This is a genomic window from Pseudomonas sp. R3-57, from assembly GCF_051132065.1.
Taxonomy (GTDB): Bacteria; Pseudomonadota; Gammaproteobacteria; order Pseudomonadales; family Pseudomonadaceae; genus Aquipseudomonas.
This window is the reverse complement of record NZ_CP071655.1, coordinates 4,655,992-4,671,690: the sequence shown is the minus strand read 5'-3', so window position 1 is coordinate 4,671,690 and position 15,699 is coordinate 4,655,992. Positions and strand designations below refer to the sequence as shown.

Sequence of the window (15,699 nt, the reverse complement as noted above, 5' to 3'; positions counted from 1 at the left end):
GGGCGCGCGGGGCTGGATTCAATTGGGGAAAACGGGTTTTGGGCGGTTATCGAACGCAAGATTCAGCCGTGTCTTGTGGTGGCTGGGCGGCCGCCATCGCTGGCAAGCCAGCTCCCACAATGTCCTCAGGTGTACCCAAATGATTTGAACAACCCAAACCCTGTGGGAGCTGGCTTGCCAGCGATGGGGCCAGTTCAGGCAATGGAGCTTTCTGCCAGGCAACAAAAAGCCCACCATTCGGTGGGCTCCTTGTGTTCACCGGATGATGATCAGAACAGCTTCATCTTCGGTGCTTCTTCTTTCAGCGGTTCGTTCTGCGCGGTCTGCGCATTCCAGCCGCCGCCCAGGGCCTTGTACAGGTTGACCGCACTGGTCAGCTGCGCGAGGCGGTCGGTGATCAGCGCCTGTTGCGCGCTGAACAACTGACGCTGGGCGTCGAGGAAGGTCAGGTTGCTGTCGACCCCGATGCGGTAGCGACGTTCGGCCAGGCGGTAGTAATCCTGGTTGGCCTGCACGAAGTCACGCTGCGCTTGCAACTGCTCGGTGTAGGTCTGACGCGCGGCGAGGCCGTCGGCGACTTCCTGGAAGGCCGTCTGAATGGACTTCTCGTAGTTCGCCACGCCAATGTCCTTCTGGATCTTGGCGTAGTCGAGGCTGGCGCGCAGGCTGCCGGCGTTGAAGATCGGCAGGTTGATCTGCGGCTGGAACAGCCACGTCCCCGAACCACCCTTGAACAGGCCGGACAGATCCGGGCTCAGGCTGCCCGCGTTGGCGGTCAAGCTGATGCTCGGGAAGAACGCCGCACGCGCCGCGCCGATGTTGGCGTTGGCGGCCTTCAGGTTGTATTCGGCCTGAAGGATGTCCGGACGCCGCTGCAGCAGGTCCGACGGCAGACCGGCCGGCACATCGCTGAGCAAGTCATCGGAGAGCGGCTTGGCCGTCTGCAGATTGGCCGGGATACCGGTGCCAAGCAGCAGGGTCAGGCTGTTTTCATCCTGCGCAACCTGGCGGGTATAACGCGCCAGTTGGGCCCGGGCGTTTTCCACGGAAGTGCGCGACTGCGCCAGATCCAGCGCCGAGGCCACACCGACTTCGTTGCTGCGGCTGGTCAGCTTGTAGCTTTCTTCGAAGGCACCGAGGGTGTCCTGGGTCAGCTTGAGCAGTTCCTTGTCTGCTTGCCAGGTCAGGTAGGCATTGGCGACGTTGGCGACCAGACTGATCTGCGTGCTGCGCCGCGCTTCTTCGGTGGCGAAGTATTGTTGCAGCGCTTGTTCGCTCAGGCTGCGCACCCGACCGAACAGGTCGAGTTCGTAGGCGCTGATGCCAACGGTGGCAGAGTACGAGCTGGTGATGCCCGACTCGCCGGTCTGCGAGGCACGGGCCGGCAGACGCTGGCGACTGCCGGCACCATTGGCCGAGACTGCCGGGAACAGATCGGCGCGCTGGATGCGGTATTGAGCCGCGTACGCGTCGATGTTCAGCGCCGCGACACGCAGGTCGCGGTTGTTTTCCAGGGCCACCTGGATCAGCTGTTGCAGCGCCGGGTCATGGAAAAACTGCTTCCAGCCCTGCTCGGCAGCCGTCTGCGCCGGTGCCTGGGCCGGCGAATACGCCGGCCCCTGCGGGTACTGGCCTGCGACCGGAGCCTCAGGCTGCTGATAGTCAGGTATTAGCGAGCAACCGCTCAGCACGAAGGCGGCGACTGCGATGGAGAGTAGCGACTTGCTCATTGGCCAGCCTCTTTAGGAGTTTCAGTCGTTTCATCCGTGTCAGCGTTTTTGCGCTGGCCCATGGACGAAACCGTAACGAAGAACAGTGGGACCCAGAAGATCGCCAGGATCGTGGCCGTGAGCATACCGCCAATCACGCCCGTACCGATCGCATGCTGACTACCCGAACCTGCGCCGGTGGAGATCGCCAACGGTACAACACCGAGGACGAAGGCCAGCGACGTCATGATGATCGGTCGCAGACGCATGCGGCAGGCTTCGATCGCCGCGTCACGCAGGCTGCGCCCTTGCTCATGCAGTTCCTTGGCGAACTCGACGATCAGAATGGCGTTTTTAGCCGCCAGACCGATGGTCGTCAACAGGCCTACCTGGAAGTACACGTCGTTGGACAGACCGCGCAGGCTGGTGGCCAGCAGCGCACCGATAATCCCCAGCGGTACCACGAGCATAACGGCGATCGGAATCGACCAGCTCTCGTACAGCGCCGCCAGACACAGGAACACCATCAGCAGCGACAGGGCGTACAGCGCCGGCGCTTGCGAACCCGACAGACGTTCCTCGTAGGACAGACCCGTCCAGGAGATACCGACACCGGCCGGCAGCTTCTTGGCGATCGCTTCGACTTCGGCCATCGCTTCACCGGTGGAGTAACCCGGCGCCGGAGAACCGAGGATCTCCATCGCTTCCACACCGTTGTAACGCGCCAGTTTCGGCGAACCGTAAATCCACTCGCCCTTGGCGAACGCGGAGAACGGCACCATGGTCCCGGCGCTGTTGCGCACGTACCATTTCTTCAGGTCTTCAGGGTTCATGCGAGCACCGGCCTGACCTTGTACGTAAACCTTCTTCACACGACCACGGTCGATGAAGTCGTTGACGTAGCTACTACCGAAGGAGATCGACAGCGTGCTGTTGATGTCGGTGAGGCTCAAGCCAAGGGCCTGGGCTTTCTCGTCGTCGATTTCCAGGTGGTATTGCGGCTCGTCGTTCAAGCCGTTCGGACGCACTTGGTAAAGCACTTTGCTCTGCGCCGCCATACCGAGGAACTGGTTACGCGCTTCCATCAGCTTGTCGTGACCGATACCGGCGCGGTCTTGCAGGAACACGTCGAAACCGGTGGCGTTACCCAACTCCAATACCGCAGGCGGGGCGAAAGCGAAAACCATGGCATCGCGGAAAGTGAAGAAGTGTTGCTGGGCACGTTGGGCCAGGGCAAACACGCTGTTGTCCGCGTTACGCTCATCCCACGGCTTGAGCATGATGAACGCCAGGCCAGAACTCTGACCGCGACCGGCGAAGTTGAAGCCGTTTACGGTGAACACCGAGGACACTGCGCCTGCTTCTTTATCCAGCAGGTAGCTGCGCATTTCGTCGATCACTACCTGAGTACGCTCGGCGCTCGAACCGGCCGGGGTCTGGACTTGGGCGAACAGTACGCCCTGGTCTTCTTCCGGGAGGAACGCGGTCGGAATGCGGGTGAACAGCCAGATCATGCCGACGACGATCAGCAGGTAGGCCAGCAAATACGGGATCTTGCGCTGGAGCATGTTGCCGACACCGCGCTCGTAGCTTCTGACACCACTGTCGAACGTGCGGTTGAACCAGCCAAAGAAGCCTTTCTTCGGCGTGCCGTGCTCACCTTTTGGAATCGCCTTGAGCATGGTCGCGCACAGGGCTGGGGTGAAGATCAACGCCACCAGCACCGACAGGGCCATGGCCGAAACGATGGTGATCGAGAACTGCTTGTAGATCACACCGGTAGAGCCGCTGAAGAACGCCATCGGCAGCAGTACCGCCGACAGTACCAGCGCGATACCGACCAGGGCGCCCTGAATCTGGCCCATGGATTTCTTGGTCGCTTCCTTCGGTGACAAGCCTTCTTCGCTCATCACCCGCTCGACGTTTTCCACCACGACGATGGCGTCGTCCACCAGCAAGCCGATGGCCAGCACCATACCGAACATGGTCAGGGTGTTGATGCTGAAACCGAACGCCGCGAGGATGCCGAACGTACCCAGCAATACCACCGGCACGGTCATCGTGGTGATGACGGTGGCGCGGAAGTTCTGCAGGAACAGGAACATCACCAGGAATACCAGCACGATCGCTTCGACCAGGGTTTCAACCACACCCTTGATCGACTCGGTCACCACCGGAGTGGTGTCGTACGGGAACACCACTTCCATGCCTTGCGGGAAGAACGGCTTGAGGTCGTCAATCGTCTTGCGCAGCGCCTTGGCGGTGTCGAGGGCGTTGGCACCGTTGGCCAGTTTTACCGCAAGACCCGAAGCCGGGCTGCCGTTGAACTGTGCAGAAATGCTGGAGTTTTCACCGCCCAGACCGACGTCAGCGACGTCGCCGACACGCACTTGCGAGCCGTCCTGGTTGACCTTCAGCAGAATCGCCTTGAACTGCTCGGCAGTCTGCAGACGCGTTTTGCCGATGATCGTGGCGTTCAGTTGCTGGCCTGGCAGCGCCGGCAAACCGCCGAGCTGACCGGACGACACCTGGACGTTCTGCGCCGAGATCGCGGTGCTGACATCGCCCGGGGTCAGGTTGTACTTGTTCAACTTGGCCGGGTCGAGCCAGATGCGCATGGCGTACTGGGCACCGAAGACCTGGAAGTCACCGACACCGGCGGTCCGCGAGATCGGGTCCTGCATGTTCGACACGATGTAGTTGGACAAGTCGTCCTTGGTCATGCTGCCGTCACGCGAGACCACGCCGATTACCAGCAGGAAGTTTTTCACTGCCTTGGTGACGCGGATACCTTGTTGCTGCACTTCCTGCGGCAACAGCGGGGTGGCCAGGTTCAGCTTGTTCTGGACCTGCACCTGCGCGGTGTCGGAGTTGGTGCCTTGCTCGAAGGTCGCGGTGATGGTCATGCTGCCGTCGGAGTTACTTTCCGAGGACACATAACGCAGGTTGTCGATACCGTTGAGCTGCTGCTCGATCACCTGGACCACGGTGTCCTGCACGGTTTGCGCCGAAGCGCCCGGGTAGGTCACGGAGATCGCAATGGCCGGTGGCGCAATGCTCGGGTATTGGTTGATCGGCAATTTCAGGATCGAAAGTGCCCCGACCAGCATGATCACCAGGGCGATTACCCAGGCGAAAATCGGACGGTCGATAAAGAATTTTGACATGGATTACTCCCCTTTGCCGCCGGCGGCTTTGTCAGCTGCCTGTGCGGGGGCCGGGTTCTTGGTGCCGACGTTGGTCGCTTCGGTCGGTTTGACCTCCACACCTGGTTTAACGTACTGCAGACCCTCGGTGATCAGACGATCACCAGCCTTCAGGCCGTCTTCGATCAGCCACTGGCTGCCGACGGTGCGGCTGGCCTTGAGCTGACGCAGTTCAACCTTGTTGTCCGGGCCGACGACCAGTGCGGTCGGCGTGCCTTTGAGGTCGCGGGTCACGCCTTGCTGCGGCGCCAGAATGGCCGCGGCGTTGACGCCGGCCTGCAACTGGGCGCGCACGAACATGCCCGGCAACAGGGTGTGATCCGGGTTCGGGAACACGGCGCGCAGGGTCACCGAGCCGGTGGTCGGGTCGACCGTCACTTCGGAGAATTCCAGCTTGCCGTCCAGCTTGTACTGGGTGCCGTCTTCCAGGGTCAGTTTCACCGCTGCGGCGTTGTCGCCGGATTTTTGCAGGCGACCGCTTTCCAGCTCGCGGCGCAGTTGCAGCAGTTCGACCGACGACTGGGTCACGTCGACGTAGATCGGGTCGAGCTGCTGGATAGTCGCCATCGCATCGGCCTGGCCATTGCTGACCAGCGCACCTTCGGTGACTGCGGAACGACCGATACGGCCGGAGATCGGCGCGTAGACCTTGGTGTAACGCACATTGATCTGCGCAGTTTGCAGCGACGCTTCCGATTCCATGCGGTTGGCCACGGCGGTGTCGTATTCCTGACGGCTGACGGCTTGCTCATCGACCAGTTGCTTGTAGCGGTCGGAGATCGACTTGGTCGAACGCAGGTTGGCTTCGGCGCTTTTCAGGGTCGCTTCATAGACCGACGGATCGATCTGATACAGCTGCTGGCCGGCTTTGACGTCGGCACCTTCCTTGAACAGACGCTTGAGAATGATGCCGTTGACCTGTGGACGCACTTCGGCGATGCGGAACGCACTGGTGCGGCCCGGCAGTTCGGAAGTCAGGGTAAAGGCCTGGGGTTGCAGGGTGACGACGCCGACCTGAGGGGGCGGAGCGGCCGGAGCCGCTTCTTCCTTTTTACATCCGCTGAGCAGCGATGCCAGGGCGACGGCAGTGACCAGAGCGGTAACAGCTGGCTTGAATTGCATGAAAATCCTCGGGTCAGGCGCGCACAAAGCGCACAAGAAGTGTGAAAGGGTAAAAAATTCGTACCGGGTGGATAAGTAGCTTGCTAAGGAATATACTTACGTTCATGGTTGTTTGTAAATACCTTCGGCGCGTACCCACCCTGTTACAAAAGTCGTCGCAAGGTTCGAAATTGTAGGCTGGGGAGACGGTTCATGAGAGATCGCCCCCTCTTTATTCAGCGGATATTCAGCCATCCCTGAAACATCCTGTTTGAGGTTTTACTGCCATGGTCCGTCGTACCAAAGAAGAAGCTCAGGAAACCCGCAGCCAGATTCTGGAAGCGGCCGAGAAAGCCTTCTATGAAAGGGGGGTTGCGCGCACGACCCTGGCGGACATCGCGACCCTGGCCGGCGTGACGCGCGGTGCCATCTACTGGCATTTCAGCAACAAGGCCGATCTGGTCCAGGCGATGCTCGACAGCCTGCACGAGCCGCTGGAAGAACTGGCCAAGGCCAGCGAAAGCGAGGACGAACCGGACCCACTGGGCTGCATGCGGCAGTTGCTGATTCATTTGTTTCATCAAGTTGCGCTGGACCCGAAAACCCGGCGCATCAACGAAGTTCTGTTTCATAAGTGCGAATTCACCGATGAGATGTGCGATCTGCGCCAGCAGCGCCGGACGGCCAGTCTCGAATGCAACGTGCGCATCGGCCTGACCCTGCGTAATGCGGTGAATCGCGGCCAGTTGCCGGAAGATCTCGACACCGCCCGTGCGGCTGTCAGCATTCACGCCTATATCGACGGCTTGCTGTATGGCTGGCTGCTCGCACCGGACAGCTTCGAACTGCACGCCGAGGCCGAGCGTTGGGTCGACACCGGGCTGGACATGCTGCGCCTGAGCCCCAGCCTGCGCAAATGAAACAAAATGCGTAATTGACACAGCTTATGTCAATTGGCCGGCCTTTATACAAGTTGGCAGCGGGGGAGTTTATACGTAGCAAGCTGCGCATTTTGTAGGGAAATTGTGTCGCTCTTGTGAAATCGAGTTGGCTGCTTGGCCCTCACCCTAGCCCTCTCCCGGAGGGAGAGGGGACTGACCGAGGTGTTCTTTCGAGATACGCCGACCTGAAATATCCAGTCGAACTCAGGATTTGAATATCACACCGATCGGCCCCCTCTCCTAGGGGAGAGGGCTGGGGTGAGGGGCTACGTCTCAAGCCACACAACCACTTTCCAGCCGAACACAAAAAAGCCCCCAACTCTACAAGTCGGGGGCTTTTGCGTTGCTACGAGATCCTACTTACAACGTCGGATAATCGATATAACCCACCGGCCCCTTACCGTAGAAAGTCTCTGGATGCGGCTCATTCAGCGGCGCATCGGCCTTCAAGCGCGCCGGCAGATCCGGGTTGGCAATGAACGGCACGCCGAATGCCACCGCATCCGCCTTGCCAGCCGCCAGCCACTCGTTGGCGCTGTCCTTGGTGAATTTCTCGTTGGCGATGTACGGGCCACCAAACGCTTCTTTCAATTGTGGACCAAGGCTGTCAGCGCCTTCTTTTTCACGCGAGCAGATGAACGCGATGCCGCGCTTGCCCAGTTCCCGCGCGACGTAGGTGAAGGTTTCTGCCAGGTTGTCATCGCCCATGTCATGGGAGTCAGCGCGCGGCGCGAGGTGCACTCCGACACGGCCAGCGCCCCAGACTTCGATCGCGGCGTCGGTCACTTCCAGCAGCAGACGTGCACGGTTTTCCAGCGAGCCCCCGTACTGGTCGGTGCGCTGGTTGGTGCTGCTTTGCAGGAACTGATCGAGCAGGTAGCCGTTGGCGCCGTGGATTTCCACGCCGTCGAAACCGGCGGCTTTGGCGTTTTCCGCGCCGGTGCGGTAGGCGTCGACGATGTCGGCGATTTCAGCGGTTTCCAGCGCACGCGGCGTCGGGTAGTCGGCCAGTGGACGCACCAGGCTGACGTGGCCTTTTGGCTGAATCGCGCTCGGCGCCACCGGCGCTTCGCCGTTGAGGTACGTCGGGTGAGAGATACGGCCGACGTGCCACAGTTGCAGGAAGATCTTGCCGCCGGCGCCGTGAATGGCTTTGGTCACGTTGGCCCAGCCACGCACCTGGTCGTTGGACCAGATACCTGGGGTGTCCGGGTAGCCGACGCCCATCGGCGTCACCGAGGTGGCTTCGCTGAGGATCAGACCGGCCGAGGCGCGCTGTACGTAGTACTCGGCCATCAGCGCATTCGGCACGCGGCCTTCGTCGGCGCGGCAGCGGGTCAGCGGGGCCATGATGATGCGGTTGCTCAGCTCGATGTCGCCGAGTTTGATCGGGTCAAAAATAGTCGCCATGTCTACAAGCCTCTCTTAATTAAGGAAGTTGATCAGTTGGATGCAGCGGCCAGCTCGGCATTGCCGTTCTGGCGGAAAGTAATCAGGGTCACCAGCAAAGCCAGTACGGCCAGCGCGGCGGCGGCCAGCGGAACGCTGGTCAGGCCGTAACCGTGGGCGATGACCGTGCCACCGACCCAGGCGCCGAGGGCGTTGCCGACGTTGAACGCGCCAATGTTCAGAGTCGAGACGAGGTTCGGTGCAGCCTTGCCGAAAGTCACCACGTTGACCTGCAGCGCCGGCACCGCGGCGAAACACGCGGTGGCCCAGAGGAACAGGGTGATTTCGCTCGGGATCAGCGCCACGCTGGTCCAGCTCAGCACCGTGGAGATCACGGCCATGGCGATGAACACGCCGATCAGCGTGGCGGCCATGCCTTTGTCGGCGAGTTTGCCGCCAATGATGTTGCCGACGGTCAGACCGAGGCCGATCAGCATCAGTGTCCAGGTCACGCCTCGCGGCGAGACGCCAGTGACTTCGCCGAGCAGCGGCGCAACGTAGGTGAACAGGGTGAAGACCGAGGCGGCGAACAGCGCGGTCATGCTCAGCGACAGCCAGATACCGGCGCCTTTGAGGGCAGCGAGTTCGGCGCGCATGTCGAGTTTTTCTTCGTCACGCTTGGCTGGCAGGAAGCGGATCAGCCCGATCAGCGCAATTACGCCAATCACCGTGACCGCCCAGAAGGTCGAGCGCCAGCCCGCTTGCTGACCCAGCGCGGTACCGAGCGGCACGCCGAGCACGTTGGCCAGGGTCAGGCCGGTGAACATCAGCGCTACGGCGGAAGCGCGTTTGTTCGGCGCGACCAGATTGGCCGCCACCACCGAACCGATGCCGAAGAACGCACCGTGGCACAGCGCGGTGATCACGCGGGCGAACATCAGCACGTTGTAATCGCTGGCAATGGCGCAAAGCAGATTGCCGACGATGAAGATGCCCATCAGCGCGACCAGTGCCGCCTTGCGCGGCAGCTTTGCCGTGGCCATCGCCATGAACGGCGCGCCGATGGCCACACCGAGGGCGTAACCGGTCACCAGCCAGCCAGCGCCGGGAATCGACACACCGAGGTCGGCCGCCACATCGGGCAACAGGCCCATGATGACGAACTCGGTGGTGCCGATGGCGAAGGCGCTCAAGGCGAGGATGAGGAGCGAAAGGGGCATGCGGGTTTCCTTGCGGCTGACTGACGTCAAGGGTCAGAGCTCTTTACTGAGGGTGCTGAGGAACGCCTGGATCACGTCCTCGTTACGTTTGAAAAAATGCCATTGCCCGGCCTTCTGGCTGCTGATCAGACCGGCGCGTTGCAGGGTCGCCAGATGCGCGGAAACGGTCGATTGCGACAGGCCGCAACGCTGATCGATCTGCCCGGCGCAGATGCCGTACTCGTGGTTGTGCAACTGCTCGGGGAATTCCTTCTTGGGGTCTTTCAGCCAGTTGAGGATGTCTCGCCGTACTGGGTGCGCCAGGGCTTTTATTATTTCGTCGAGGTCGAGGTTCATGGCAGGGCTCGTGTTGGCAGTGGCGATATATCGCGATGAGGCGAACTTTAAATCGTTGGATCGCGATATACCAATATGAATTGGTTCTGATCAGCGCATGAATCGCTATATCGGGTTATAACGATATAGGGCTGCCGGCCCGCCTGGCGCAGTGCTAAGCTGCGCCCATGAACTATCTCGCACATTTGCATCTGGGCGGTCAGCGCCCTGGCCAGTTACTCGGCAGCCTGTATGGCGATTTCGTCAAAGGCCGGCTGCAGGGGCAGTTTGCCCCGGAGGTCGAAGCGGCCATCCAGCTGCATCGCCGCATTGACGTTTTCACCGACCGCCATCCACTGGTGGACATTGCCCTTGGGCGCTTCACCGAAACCCGCCGGCGTTATGCGGGAATCGTCCTTGATGTGTTTTTCGATCATTGCCTGGCGCGGGACTGGTCGCTGTATGCCGAGCAACCGCTGGAAGTGTTTACCGCTGGCGTTTACCGGGTGCTTTCCAGTGAGCAGCAATTGCCGGAGCGTTTGGCGAAGATCGCGCCGCACATGGTTGCCAATGACTGGTTGGGGTCGTATCGCGAGTTTGAGGTGCTGGAGCAGGTGTTGAGGGGAATTTCGCGGCGGCTTACCCGGCCCGAAGAGTTGGCCGGGGCAATGCAGGAGTTGCGGCGATTGTATGAACCGTTGAGTGAAGACTTCAGTCTGTTTTATCCGCAACTGCAGGACTTCGCACTGCAATCACATACCACCTGAATCCCTGTGGGAGCTGGCTTGCCAGCGATAGCGTCGGCACATTCAACTTTGATGTTGATTGACCCACCGCTATCGCGGGCAAGCCCGCTCCCACAGTGGGCAAGGTGAATGGGGAAATGTGTTTCAGGCAGCGATTGCCGGGCGCATTGGGGACTGTCGGGTCTCAGGAATCGAGCCAAACAACGCCTTCTGCACCGCCTGCTGCGCTTCGAAAGCCAGTGCCGCACGCTCGCGACCCTCGCAGGCAATCGGCTTGAGCAAATGCACTTCGACATCGCCGCAGTCATTGCTGAACAGGCGCATCAGGTGCGAGAGCAGATCGTCGTCGCCAATGAACGGCGCCAAGGTATCGACTTCGCCATGGCGCAGATAACGAATCGCCACCGGTTGCAGCATCACTTCGGAATCAATCGCCGCCGCCAACAAGCGCCCATGAAAAGTGCGCAGCGAGCGGCCGTCGGTGGTGGTGCCTTCGGGGAACATCAGCAAGGCGTGTTCGCTTTGCAGATGGCGGGTCATCTGTTTGCGGATCAACTGGCTGTCGCCCGAGCCGCGGCGGATGAACAGGCTGCCGGCCTTGGCCGCGAGCCAGCCAGCGACCGGCCAGGTGCGCACCTCGGCCTTGGACAAAAACGACAACGGCGTGAGCATGCCCAGCAGCGGAATGTCGGTCCAGGACACATGATTGCTCACCCACAGCATCGGCTGTTTCGGCAGCTCGCCATGTACGCTCACGCGAAAGGGCAGGGCGTTGCTCAGGCGCGCCATGAAAAAGCGCGACCAGCGCTGGCGCCGCTCCATCGAATGCGCCAGGCCAATGCGCTCGAACACCCCGAACACGCTGGCCATGCTCAAGCCCAGCGAGACCACCAGCAGCACCCGCGCGATTCGCGCGTACACCCGCAGCCGGCTCATCACACGGCCGCCTTGAAGTGTTTGGCGTAGCGCGGGCAGAGTTCGTCGCGCTTGAGCAGGATGAACACGTCGGCGACCTGGAAATCTTCGTCCCAGCACGGCTCGCCGCAAATCTTCGCACCCAGGCGCATGTAGGCCTTGAGCAGCGGCGGCATTTCCGCGATCACGTTGGAAGGGATATCCAGCGTCGGCAGCGGATTTTTCGGCTCGGCGCGCAGGTGTTCGGTGCACAGATACCGTTCGCGCAAACGCTGCATGATCGCGTGGGCCTGAATGCCGCCGTCCTGCATCGGAATGCTCGCGCAACCCATCAGGTAGCTGTAGCCGCCCTGATTCAGCACTTCGGCCAACTCGCCCCAGAGCACGGCGATGGTCCCGCCGTTGCGGTAGGCCGGGTCGACGCAGGTGCGGCCGATTTCCAGGATCGGGCCTTGCAGATGCGCAAGGCCGTGCAGGCTGAATTCTTCTTCACTGTAGAACTTGCCGAGGCTGCTGGCGGCGGTGTGATCAAGCAGACGCGTGGTCGCGACCAGACGCCCGGTGTTCAGGTCACGCACGCCGATGTGGCTGCAGTGAACATCATAGTCATCCATGTCCAGACCCAGTTCCGCGCCTTTGAGTTTGGCGTTGAACTCGCCACTGAAAACGGCGAAGCGCAGGGCCTGGGCTTGCTGCAAGGCTTCGGCGCCGATCAGGCGTTCGGCTTGCAGGCGGCGTTCATTGCCGGTGTCGCTGATGCGGGCGATTTGCGTCATGTGAATCTCCGTACGGGCCTTGAACCCGTCGTGGGTTGCAGCCGATCGACTTTCTTTATGCAGCCGTGTTGTGCAAAGTCAGGCTATGTAGCCCCGGTGTCATCGCCATGAACGTTCGGTGATGCTTATATGACAGCCCAGAAGGAGCCGCCCGTGCCCTGGTCAGATCTGTTGCAACGTTGTGAACGCTTGCCCGCCGCCGCCGACCTCGCGGAGGGTTTCGCGACGCTGTTGCAGACGCTGGGCACTGTCTCGCCGTTTAAACTGGCGGTCGCGGGCGGGCGGTGCATGGCGACGCCGGGGCTGGCCTTTCTGGTCGGCTATCAAGCGGCGTTGCGCATGCTCTGGCCGAGCGCGCCATTGAGCCTCGGCGCGTTGTGCGCCACCGAACAGCGCAGCCTGCGCCCGGCGGATATGCAAACGCGGCTGAACGGCTTGCGCCTGAGCGGACACAAGGATTTCGTCACCGCCGGCGATGCGGCTGAATGGCTGCTGGTGGCCGCGCGCAGCGAGCAGCCCGACGAAACACCGCGCCTGACGTTGGCGGTGGTCTACCCCGGCGAGCCCGGCGTGACCGTGGAAACACTGCCGGCGCTGCCGTCGATGCCGGACATCAGCCACGGTCGTCTGCACCTGGACGGCGCGTTGTGCGAACTGCTCGCTGGCGATGGCTGGGATGCGTACGTCAAACCGTTTCGCACCCTTGAAGACGTGTGCGTGCTGAGCGCGATGACCGCGTGGCTGTATGGCGTCGGCCAGCACAGCGACTGGCCACAGACCTTGCAATTGCGTTTGCTGGCGCTGTTGGCGGGGTGTGCCGAAGCGAGCCGGCAAGCGCCGGATAATCCGGCCGGGCATGTGTTGCTGGGCGGGTTGTTTGCGCAGTTCGAGGCGCTGGCGGGGGAGGTGGATCAGGCGCTGGCGGCTGGCCCGGTGGAATGGGCGCAGATGTGGCAGCGGGACAAGGGCGTGATGCAATTAGCGGCGGGGGCTCGGGCGAAGCGGTTGGCCAAGGCTTTGGCGGCGATTTAAAGGGCCTCATCGCGAGCAGGCTCACTCCTACAGAGGACCGTGTTTCTTCAATTGGAATGCGATCAACCTGGAGTGAGCCTGCTCGCGATAGCGATTCACGAAACGCCGCCGTCCTGTCATAAACCCCAACTAGGCTCAGCAGGTTCTTTTCCAGAGCCCACACCATGCGCAAAGGCCTGTTGCTGTTCCTGCTGCTCATCAGCTTCACCGCCAGCGCCGAACAATGGCCCGGCGAGCAATGGTCTACCGGCCCGAAGATCACCGGCCCAGCCGTAGAGGCGCTGGTAACCTACGCCTTCCCGCCCCGCGACGACAGCACCCGCCAAGGCATCCGCACCGACGCGTTGTTGATCATCCGCGACGGCCAGATCATCTACGAACGCTACGCCGGCCCGACCACCGCGCAGACCGCGCACCTGACCTGGTCGATCAGCAAAAGCCTGATGGCCACCGTGCTCGGCGTGGCCTATGGCGAAAGCCGCTTCAAGCTCGAAGACCCGGCCGCACAGTATTACCCGCCGCTGGCAAACCACGCCGAGATCAAAATCGCCGACCTGCTGCACTGGGCCTCGGGCATCGACTGGCAGGAAGACTACGAATACGCGCCGCTGAAATCCTCGGTGGTGGCGATGCTTTACACCCGCGGTCATCGCGATATGGCCGCGTTCGCCGCTGATCATTCGTCCTACGCTGAACCGGGTCAGGCGTTTCGTTATTCCAGTGGCGACAGCAACCTGCTCGCCGCTGCGTTGAAAGGCATGCTCGGCCCGCAGCGTTATGCCGATTACCCGTGGACGGCATTGTTCGAACCGCTGGGCATTCGTCACGCCGTCTGGGAAACCGATGCCAGCGGCACGTTCGTCGCCTCGTCCTACGCCTATCTTACCGCGCAGGATTTGGCGAGGGTCGGGCTGCTGATGGCGCGCGACGGGCGCTGGCAGGATCGGCAATTGCTGCCTCAGGATTGGGTCGCGTTCAACCGGGAACCCTTCGCCAGCTACAAGGCGGGTCAGGACGAAGCCGTGCCCGGCGGCCACTGGTGGCTCAATCGCGCGGTGGACGGCGCGTCATCGCCGTGGCCCGCCGCGCCAACCGACACCTTCGCCGCGCTCGGCCATTGGGGCCAGGCGTTGTATGTGATTCCCAGCCAGAAACTGGTTGTTGTGCGCTACGCCGATGATCGCGACGGCAGCTACCGCCACAACGAACTGCTCGCGCGCGTGCTCAAGGCGGTGCAGCCATGAAGCGCTTATTGCTGTTGCTGCTGGTGATGCTGCTCGGCTGGATCGCTTACGAACGTGAAAATCTCTGGGCTTTTCCAGACATCATCAGCGCCTACACCGCCAAGGAATATTGCTCGTGCCGGTATGTGATGAACAACGACGCGCAATACTGCCGTGGCTATGTAAAGCAGTGGCTGCCGATCAGCCAGTTCACCGATGACAGCGCCAGCAAAACCATCACGGTCAGCGGCATCGGCCGCAGCAATAGCGCGAAGTGGCAAAACGAACGCCACGGCTGCCGCCTGACTCCTTGACCACACCCCATCCCCTTGTGAATGGAGATCATGTGGGAGCTGGCTTGCCAGCGATTGTAGTGGGTCAGCCAGCGAAAATTTTGCCTGTGACGACGCTATCGCTGGCAAGCCAGCTCCCACAAGGGTCTTATCAGTACATGTATCTGTGGTGATCTCCAGTTTGCAATAAACGTGGAGGCGGTTAAGGTTCGTGCAGGTTTATCGCCCCCACGAGTGCTCAATGTTCAACCGCTCCCTGTACACAACCCTTTCTAGCCTGCTGCTGGCCGCCGCCGCATTGCCGGCTCAAGCCAATTGGTATCTGGACGGCGAGTCGTCGCGGCTGTCGTTCGTCAGCACGAAAAACGCCAGTGTCTCTGAAGTGCAGCGCTTTCTGGTGCTGCACGGCAAGGTCGATCCCAATGGACGGGCCGAAGTCGAGGTCGAGCTGGAGTCGATCAACAGCGGCATTCCCCTGCGCGATGAGCGTATGCGCAAAGAGTTGTTCCAGATCGAGCAGTTCCCGGAAGCGACGATCACTACGCAGATCGACCTGCGCCCGATCAACGATCTGGCCCCCGGTGCGCAGCTGGAATTGCGTCTGCCGCTGACCGTCAAGTTGCATGGCAAGCAACACGAATATCCCGCCGAGCTGCTGGCGACACGCCTCGATGACCGGCGTTTTCAGGTGGTGACCCTCGAGCCGCTGGTGATCAACGCGGCGGATTTCGACCTCGCGCCAGGGCTGGAAAGCCTGCGCAAACTCGCCGATCTGTCGGCCATCAGCCTGTCGGTGCCGGTGGGTGCGGTGCTGATTTTCACGGCGCGCTGAC

At 61.5% G+C, this 15,699-nt stretch carries 14 protein-coding genes; 6 read left to right on the top strand and 8 right to left on the bottom strand.

Going from position 1 to position 15,699, the window contains the following annotated elements:
* Positions 1–269: 269 nt before the first annotated feature.
* The 3 genes from emhC to emhA are packed head-to-tail and all read right to left on the bottom strand — an operon-like array spanning position 270 to position 6,037.
* Entirely contained in the window at positions 270–1,730 is a 1,461-nt protein-coding gene (gene emhC / locus J3P93_RS21025; RefSeq protein WP_434591488.1) for an efflux RND transporter outer membrane subunit EmhC, read from the bottom strand.
* A complete protein-coding gene (emhB, locus tag J3P93_RS21020) occupies positions 1,727–4,876 on the bottom strand; it encodes an efflux RND transporter permease subunit EmhB (protein WP_434591486.1) in 3,150 nt (1,049 codons plus the stop codon). Before emhB ends, emhC begins: the two co-directional genes overlap by 4 nt.
* Positions 4,877–4,879: 3 nt before the next feature.
* The gene (gene emhA, locus J3P93_RS21015) at positions 4,880–6,037 is read right to left on the bottom strand and encodes an efflux RND transporter periplasmic adaptor subunit EmhA (RefSeq protein WP_090282155.1); all 1,158 of its coding nucleotides are present in this window, start codon (positions 6,035–6,037) and stop codon (positions 4,880–4,882) included.
* 266 nt (positions 6,038–6,303) lie between these two features.
* Between emhA and emhR the strand changes: the two genes are divergently transcribed.
* On the top strand, positions 6,304–6,936 hold the full coding sequence (gene emhR, locus J3P93_RS21010) for an efflux system transcriptional repressor EmhR (protein WP_090282156.1): 633 nt from the start codon (positions 6,304–6,306) through the stop codon (positions 6,934–6,936).
* A gap of 381 nt (positions 6,937–7,317) precedes the next feature.
* On the opposite strand, the gene J3P93_RS21005 is transcribed toward emhR, so the two are convergent.
* The 3 genes from J3P93_RS21005 to J3P93_RS20995 are packed head-to-tail and all read right to left on the bottom strand — an operon-like array spanning position 7,318 to position 9,902.
* A complete protein-coding gene (locus J3P93_RS21005) occupies positions 7,318–8,367 on the bottom strand; it encodes an alkene reductase (RefSeq protein WP_434591482.1) in 1,050 nt (349 codons plus the stop codon).
* Between the two features lie 32 nt (positions 8,368–8,399).
* The gene (locus tag J3P93_RS21000) at positions 8,400–9,566 is read right to left on the bottom strand and encodes an MFS transporter (protein ID WP_090282158.1); all 1,167 of its coding nucleotides are present in this window, start codon (positions 9,564–9,566) and stop codon (positions 8,400–8,402) included.
* Between the two features lie 33 nt (positions 9,567–9,599).
* A complete protein-coding gene (locus J3P93_RS20995; RefSeq protein WP_434591479.1) occupies positions 9,600–9,902 on the bottom strand; it encodes an ArsR/SmtB family transcription factor in 303 nt (100 codons plus the stop codon).
* 167 nt (positions 9,903–10,069) lie between these two features.
* On the opposite strand from J3P93_RS20995, the gene J3P93_RS20990 reads away from it, so the two are divergent.
* Positions 10,070–10,648, top strand: a complete 579-nt coding sequence (locus tag J3P93_RS20990) for an ACP phosphodiesterase (protein ID WP_434591476.1) — start codon at positions 10,070–10,072, stop codon at positions 10,646–10,648.
* A 123-nt stretch (positions 10,649–10,771) separates the two neighbouring features.
* Here the strand turns inward: J3P93_RS20990 and J3P93_RS20985 are convergent, their stop codons facing one another.
* The gene (locus tag J3P93_RS20985; RefSeq protein WP_434591474.1) at positions 10,772–11,563 is read right to left on the bottom strand and encodes a lysophospholipid acyltransferase family protein; all 792 of its coding nucleotides are present in this window, start codon (positions 11,561–11,563) and stop codon (positions 10,772–10,774) included.
* On the bottom strand, positions 11,563–12,318 hold the full coding sequence (gene olsB / locus J3P93_RS20980) for an L-ornithine N(alpha)-acyltransferase (protein ID WP_016771324.1): 756 nt from the start codon (positions 12,316–12,318) through the stop codon (positions 11,563–11,565). The genes J3P93_RS20985 and olsB overlap by 1 nt, the downstream gene beginning before the upstream one ends.
* A 153-nt stretch (positions 12,319–12,471) precedes the next feature.
* Here olsB and J3P93_RS20975 point away from each other — a divergent pair, with 153 nt between their 5' ends.
* From J3P93_RS20975 to J3P93_RS20960, 4 genes are all read left to right on the top strand, one after another.
* Complete coding sequence (locus tag J3P93_RS20975; protein ID WP_434591471.1) at positions 12,472–13,350, top strand: acyl-CoA dehydrogenase family protein; 879 nt, start codon at positions 12,472–12,474, stop codon at positions 13,348–13,350.
* A 164-nt stretch (positions 13,351–13,514) separates the two neighbouring features.
* On the top strand, positions 13,515–14,594 hold the full coding sequence (locus J3P93_RS20970; protein WP_434591468.1) for a serine hydrolase domain-containing protein: 1,080 nt from the start codon (positions 13,515–13,517) through the stop codon (positions 14,592–14,594).
* On the top strand, positions 14,591–14,887 hold the full coding sequence (locus tag J3P93_RS20965) for an amidase (RefSeq protein WP_434591465.1): 297 nt from the start codon (positions 14,591–14,593) through the stop codon (positions 14,885–14,887). Before J3P93_RS20970 ends, J3P93_RS20965 begins: the two co-directional genes overlap by 4 nt.
* A gap of 220 nt (positions 14,888–15,107) precedes the next feature.
* Positions 15,108–15,698 (top strand): YceI family protein, encoded by a 591-nt coding sequence (locus tag J3P93_RS20960; RefSeq protein ID WP_208938406.1) that lies wholly within the window; start codon positions 15,108–15,110, stop codon positions 15,696–15,698.
* Position 15,699 lies beyond the last annotated feature (1 nt).

What these genes read in the sequence shown, in the direction of transcription:
- emhC (WP_434591488.1), bottom strand. Translation starts at nt 1,730, where the DNA reads ATGAGCAAGTCGCTACTCTCCATCGCAGTCGCCGCCTTCGTGCTGAGC.
- emhB (WP_434591486.1), bottom strand. Translation starts at nt 4,876, where the DNA reads ATGTCAAAATTCTTTATCGACCGTCCGATTTTCGCCTGGGTAATCGCC.
- emhA (WP_090282155.1), bottom strand. Translation starts at nt 6,037, where the DNA reads ATGCAATTCAAGCCAGCTGTTACCGCTCTGGTCACTGCCGTCGCCCTG.
- emhR (WP_090282156.1), top strand. Translation starts at nt 6,304, where the DNA reads ATGGTCCGTCGTACCAAAGAAGAAGCTCAGGAAACCCGCAGCCAGATT.
- J3P93_RS21005 (WP_434591482.1), bottom strand. Translation starts at nt 8,367, where the DNA reads ATGGCGACTATTTTTGACCCGATCAAACTCGGCGACATCGAGCTGAGC.
- J3P93_RS21000 (WP_090282158.1), bottom strand. Translation starts at nt 9,566, where the DNA reads ATGCCCCTTTCGCTCCTCATCCTCGCCTTGAGCGCCTTCGCCATCGGC.
- J3P93_RS20995 (WP_434591479.1), bottom strand. Translation starts at nt 9,902, where the DNA reads ATGAACCTCGACCTCGACGAAATAATAAAAGCCCTGGCGCACCCAGTA.
- J3P93_RS20990 (WP_434591476.1), top strand. Translation starts at nt 10,070, where the DNA reads ATGAACTATCTCGCACATTTGCATCTGGGCGGTCAGCGCCCTGGCCAG.
- J3P93_RS20985 (WP_434591474.1), bottom strand. Translation starts at nt 11,563, where the DNA reads ATGAGCCGGCTGCGGGTGTACGCGCGAATCGCGCGGGTGCTGCTGGTG.
- olsB (WP_016771324.1), bottom strand. Translation starts at nt 12,318, where the DNA reads ATGACGCAAATCGCCCGCATCAGCGACACCGGCAATGAACGCCGCCTG.
- J3P93_RS20970 (WP_434591468.1), top strand. Translation starts at nt 13,515, where the DNA reads ATGCGCAAAGGCCTGTTGCTGTTCCTGCTGCTCATCAGCTTCACCGCC.
- J3P93_RS20965 (WP_434591465.1), top strand. Translation starts at nt 14,591, where the DNA reads ATGAAGCGCTTATTGCTGTTGCTGCTGGTGATGCTGCTCGGCTGGATC.
- J3P93_RS20960 (WP_208938406.1), top strand. Translation starts at nt 15,108, where the DNA reads ATGTTCAACCGCTCCCTGTACACAACCCTTTCTAGCCTGCTGCTGGCC.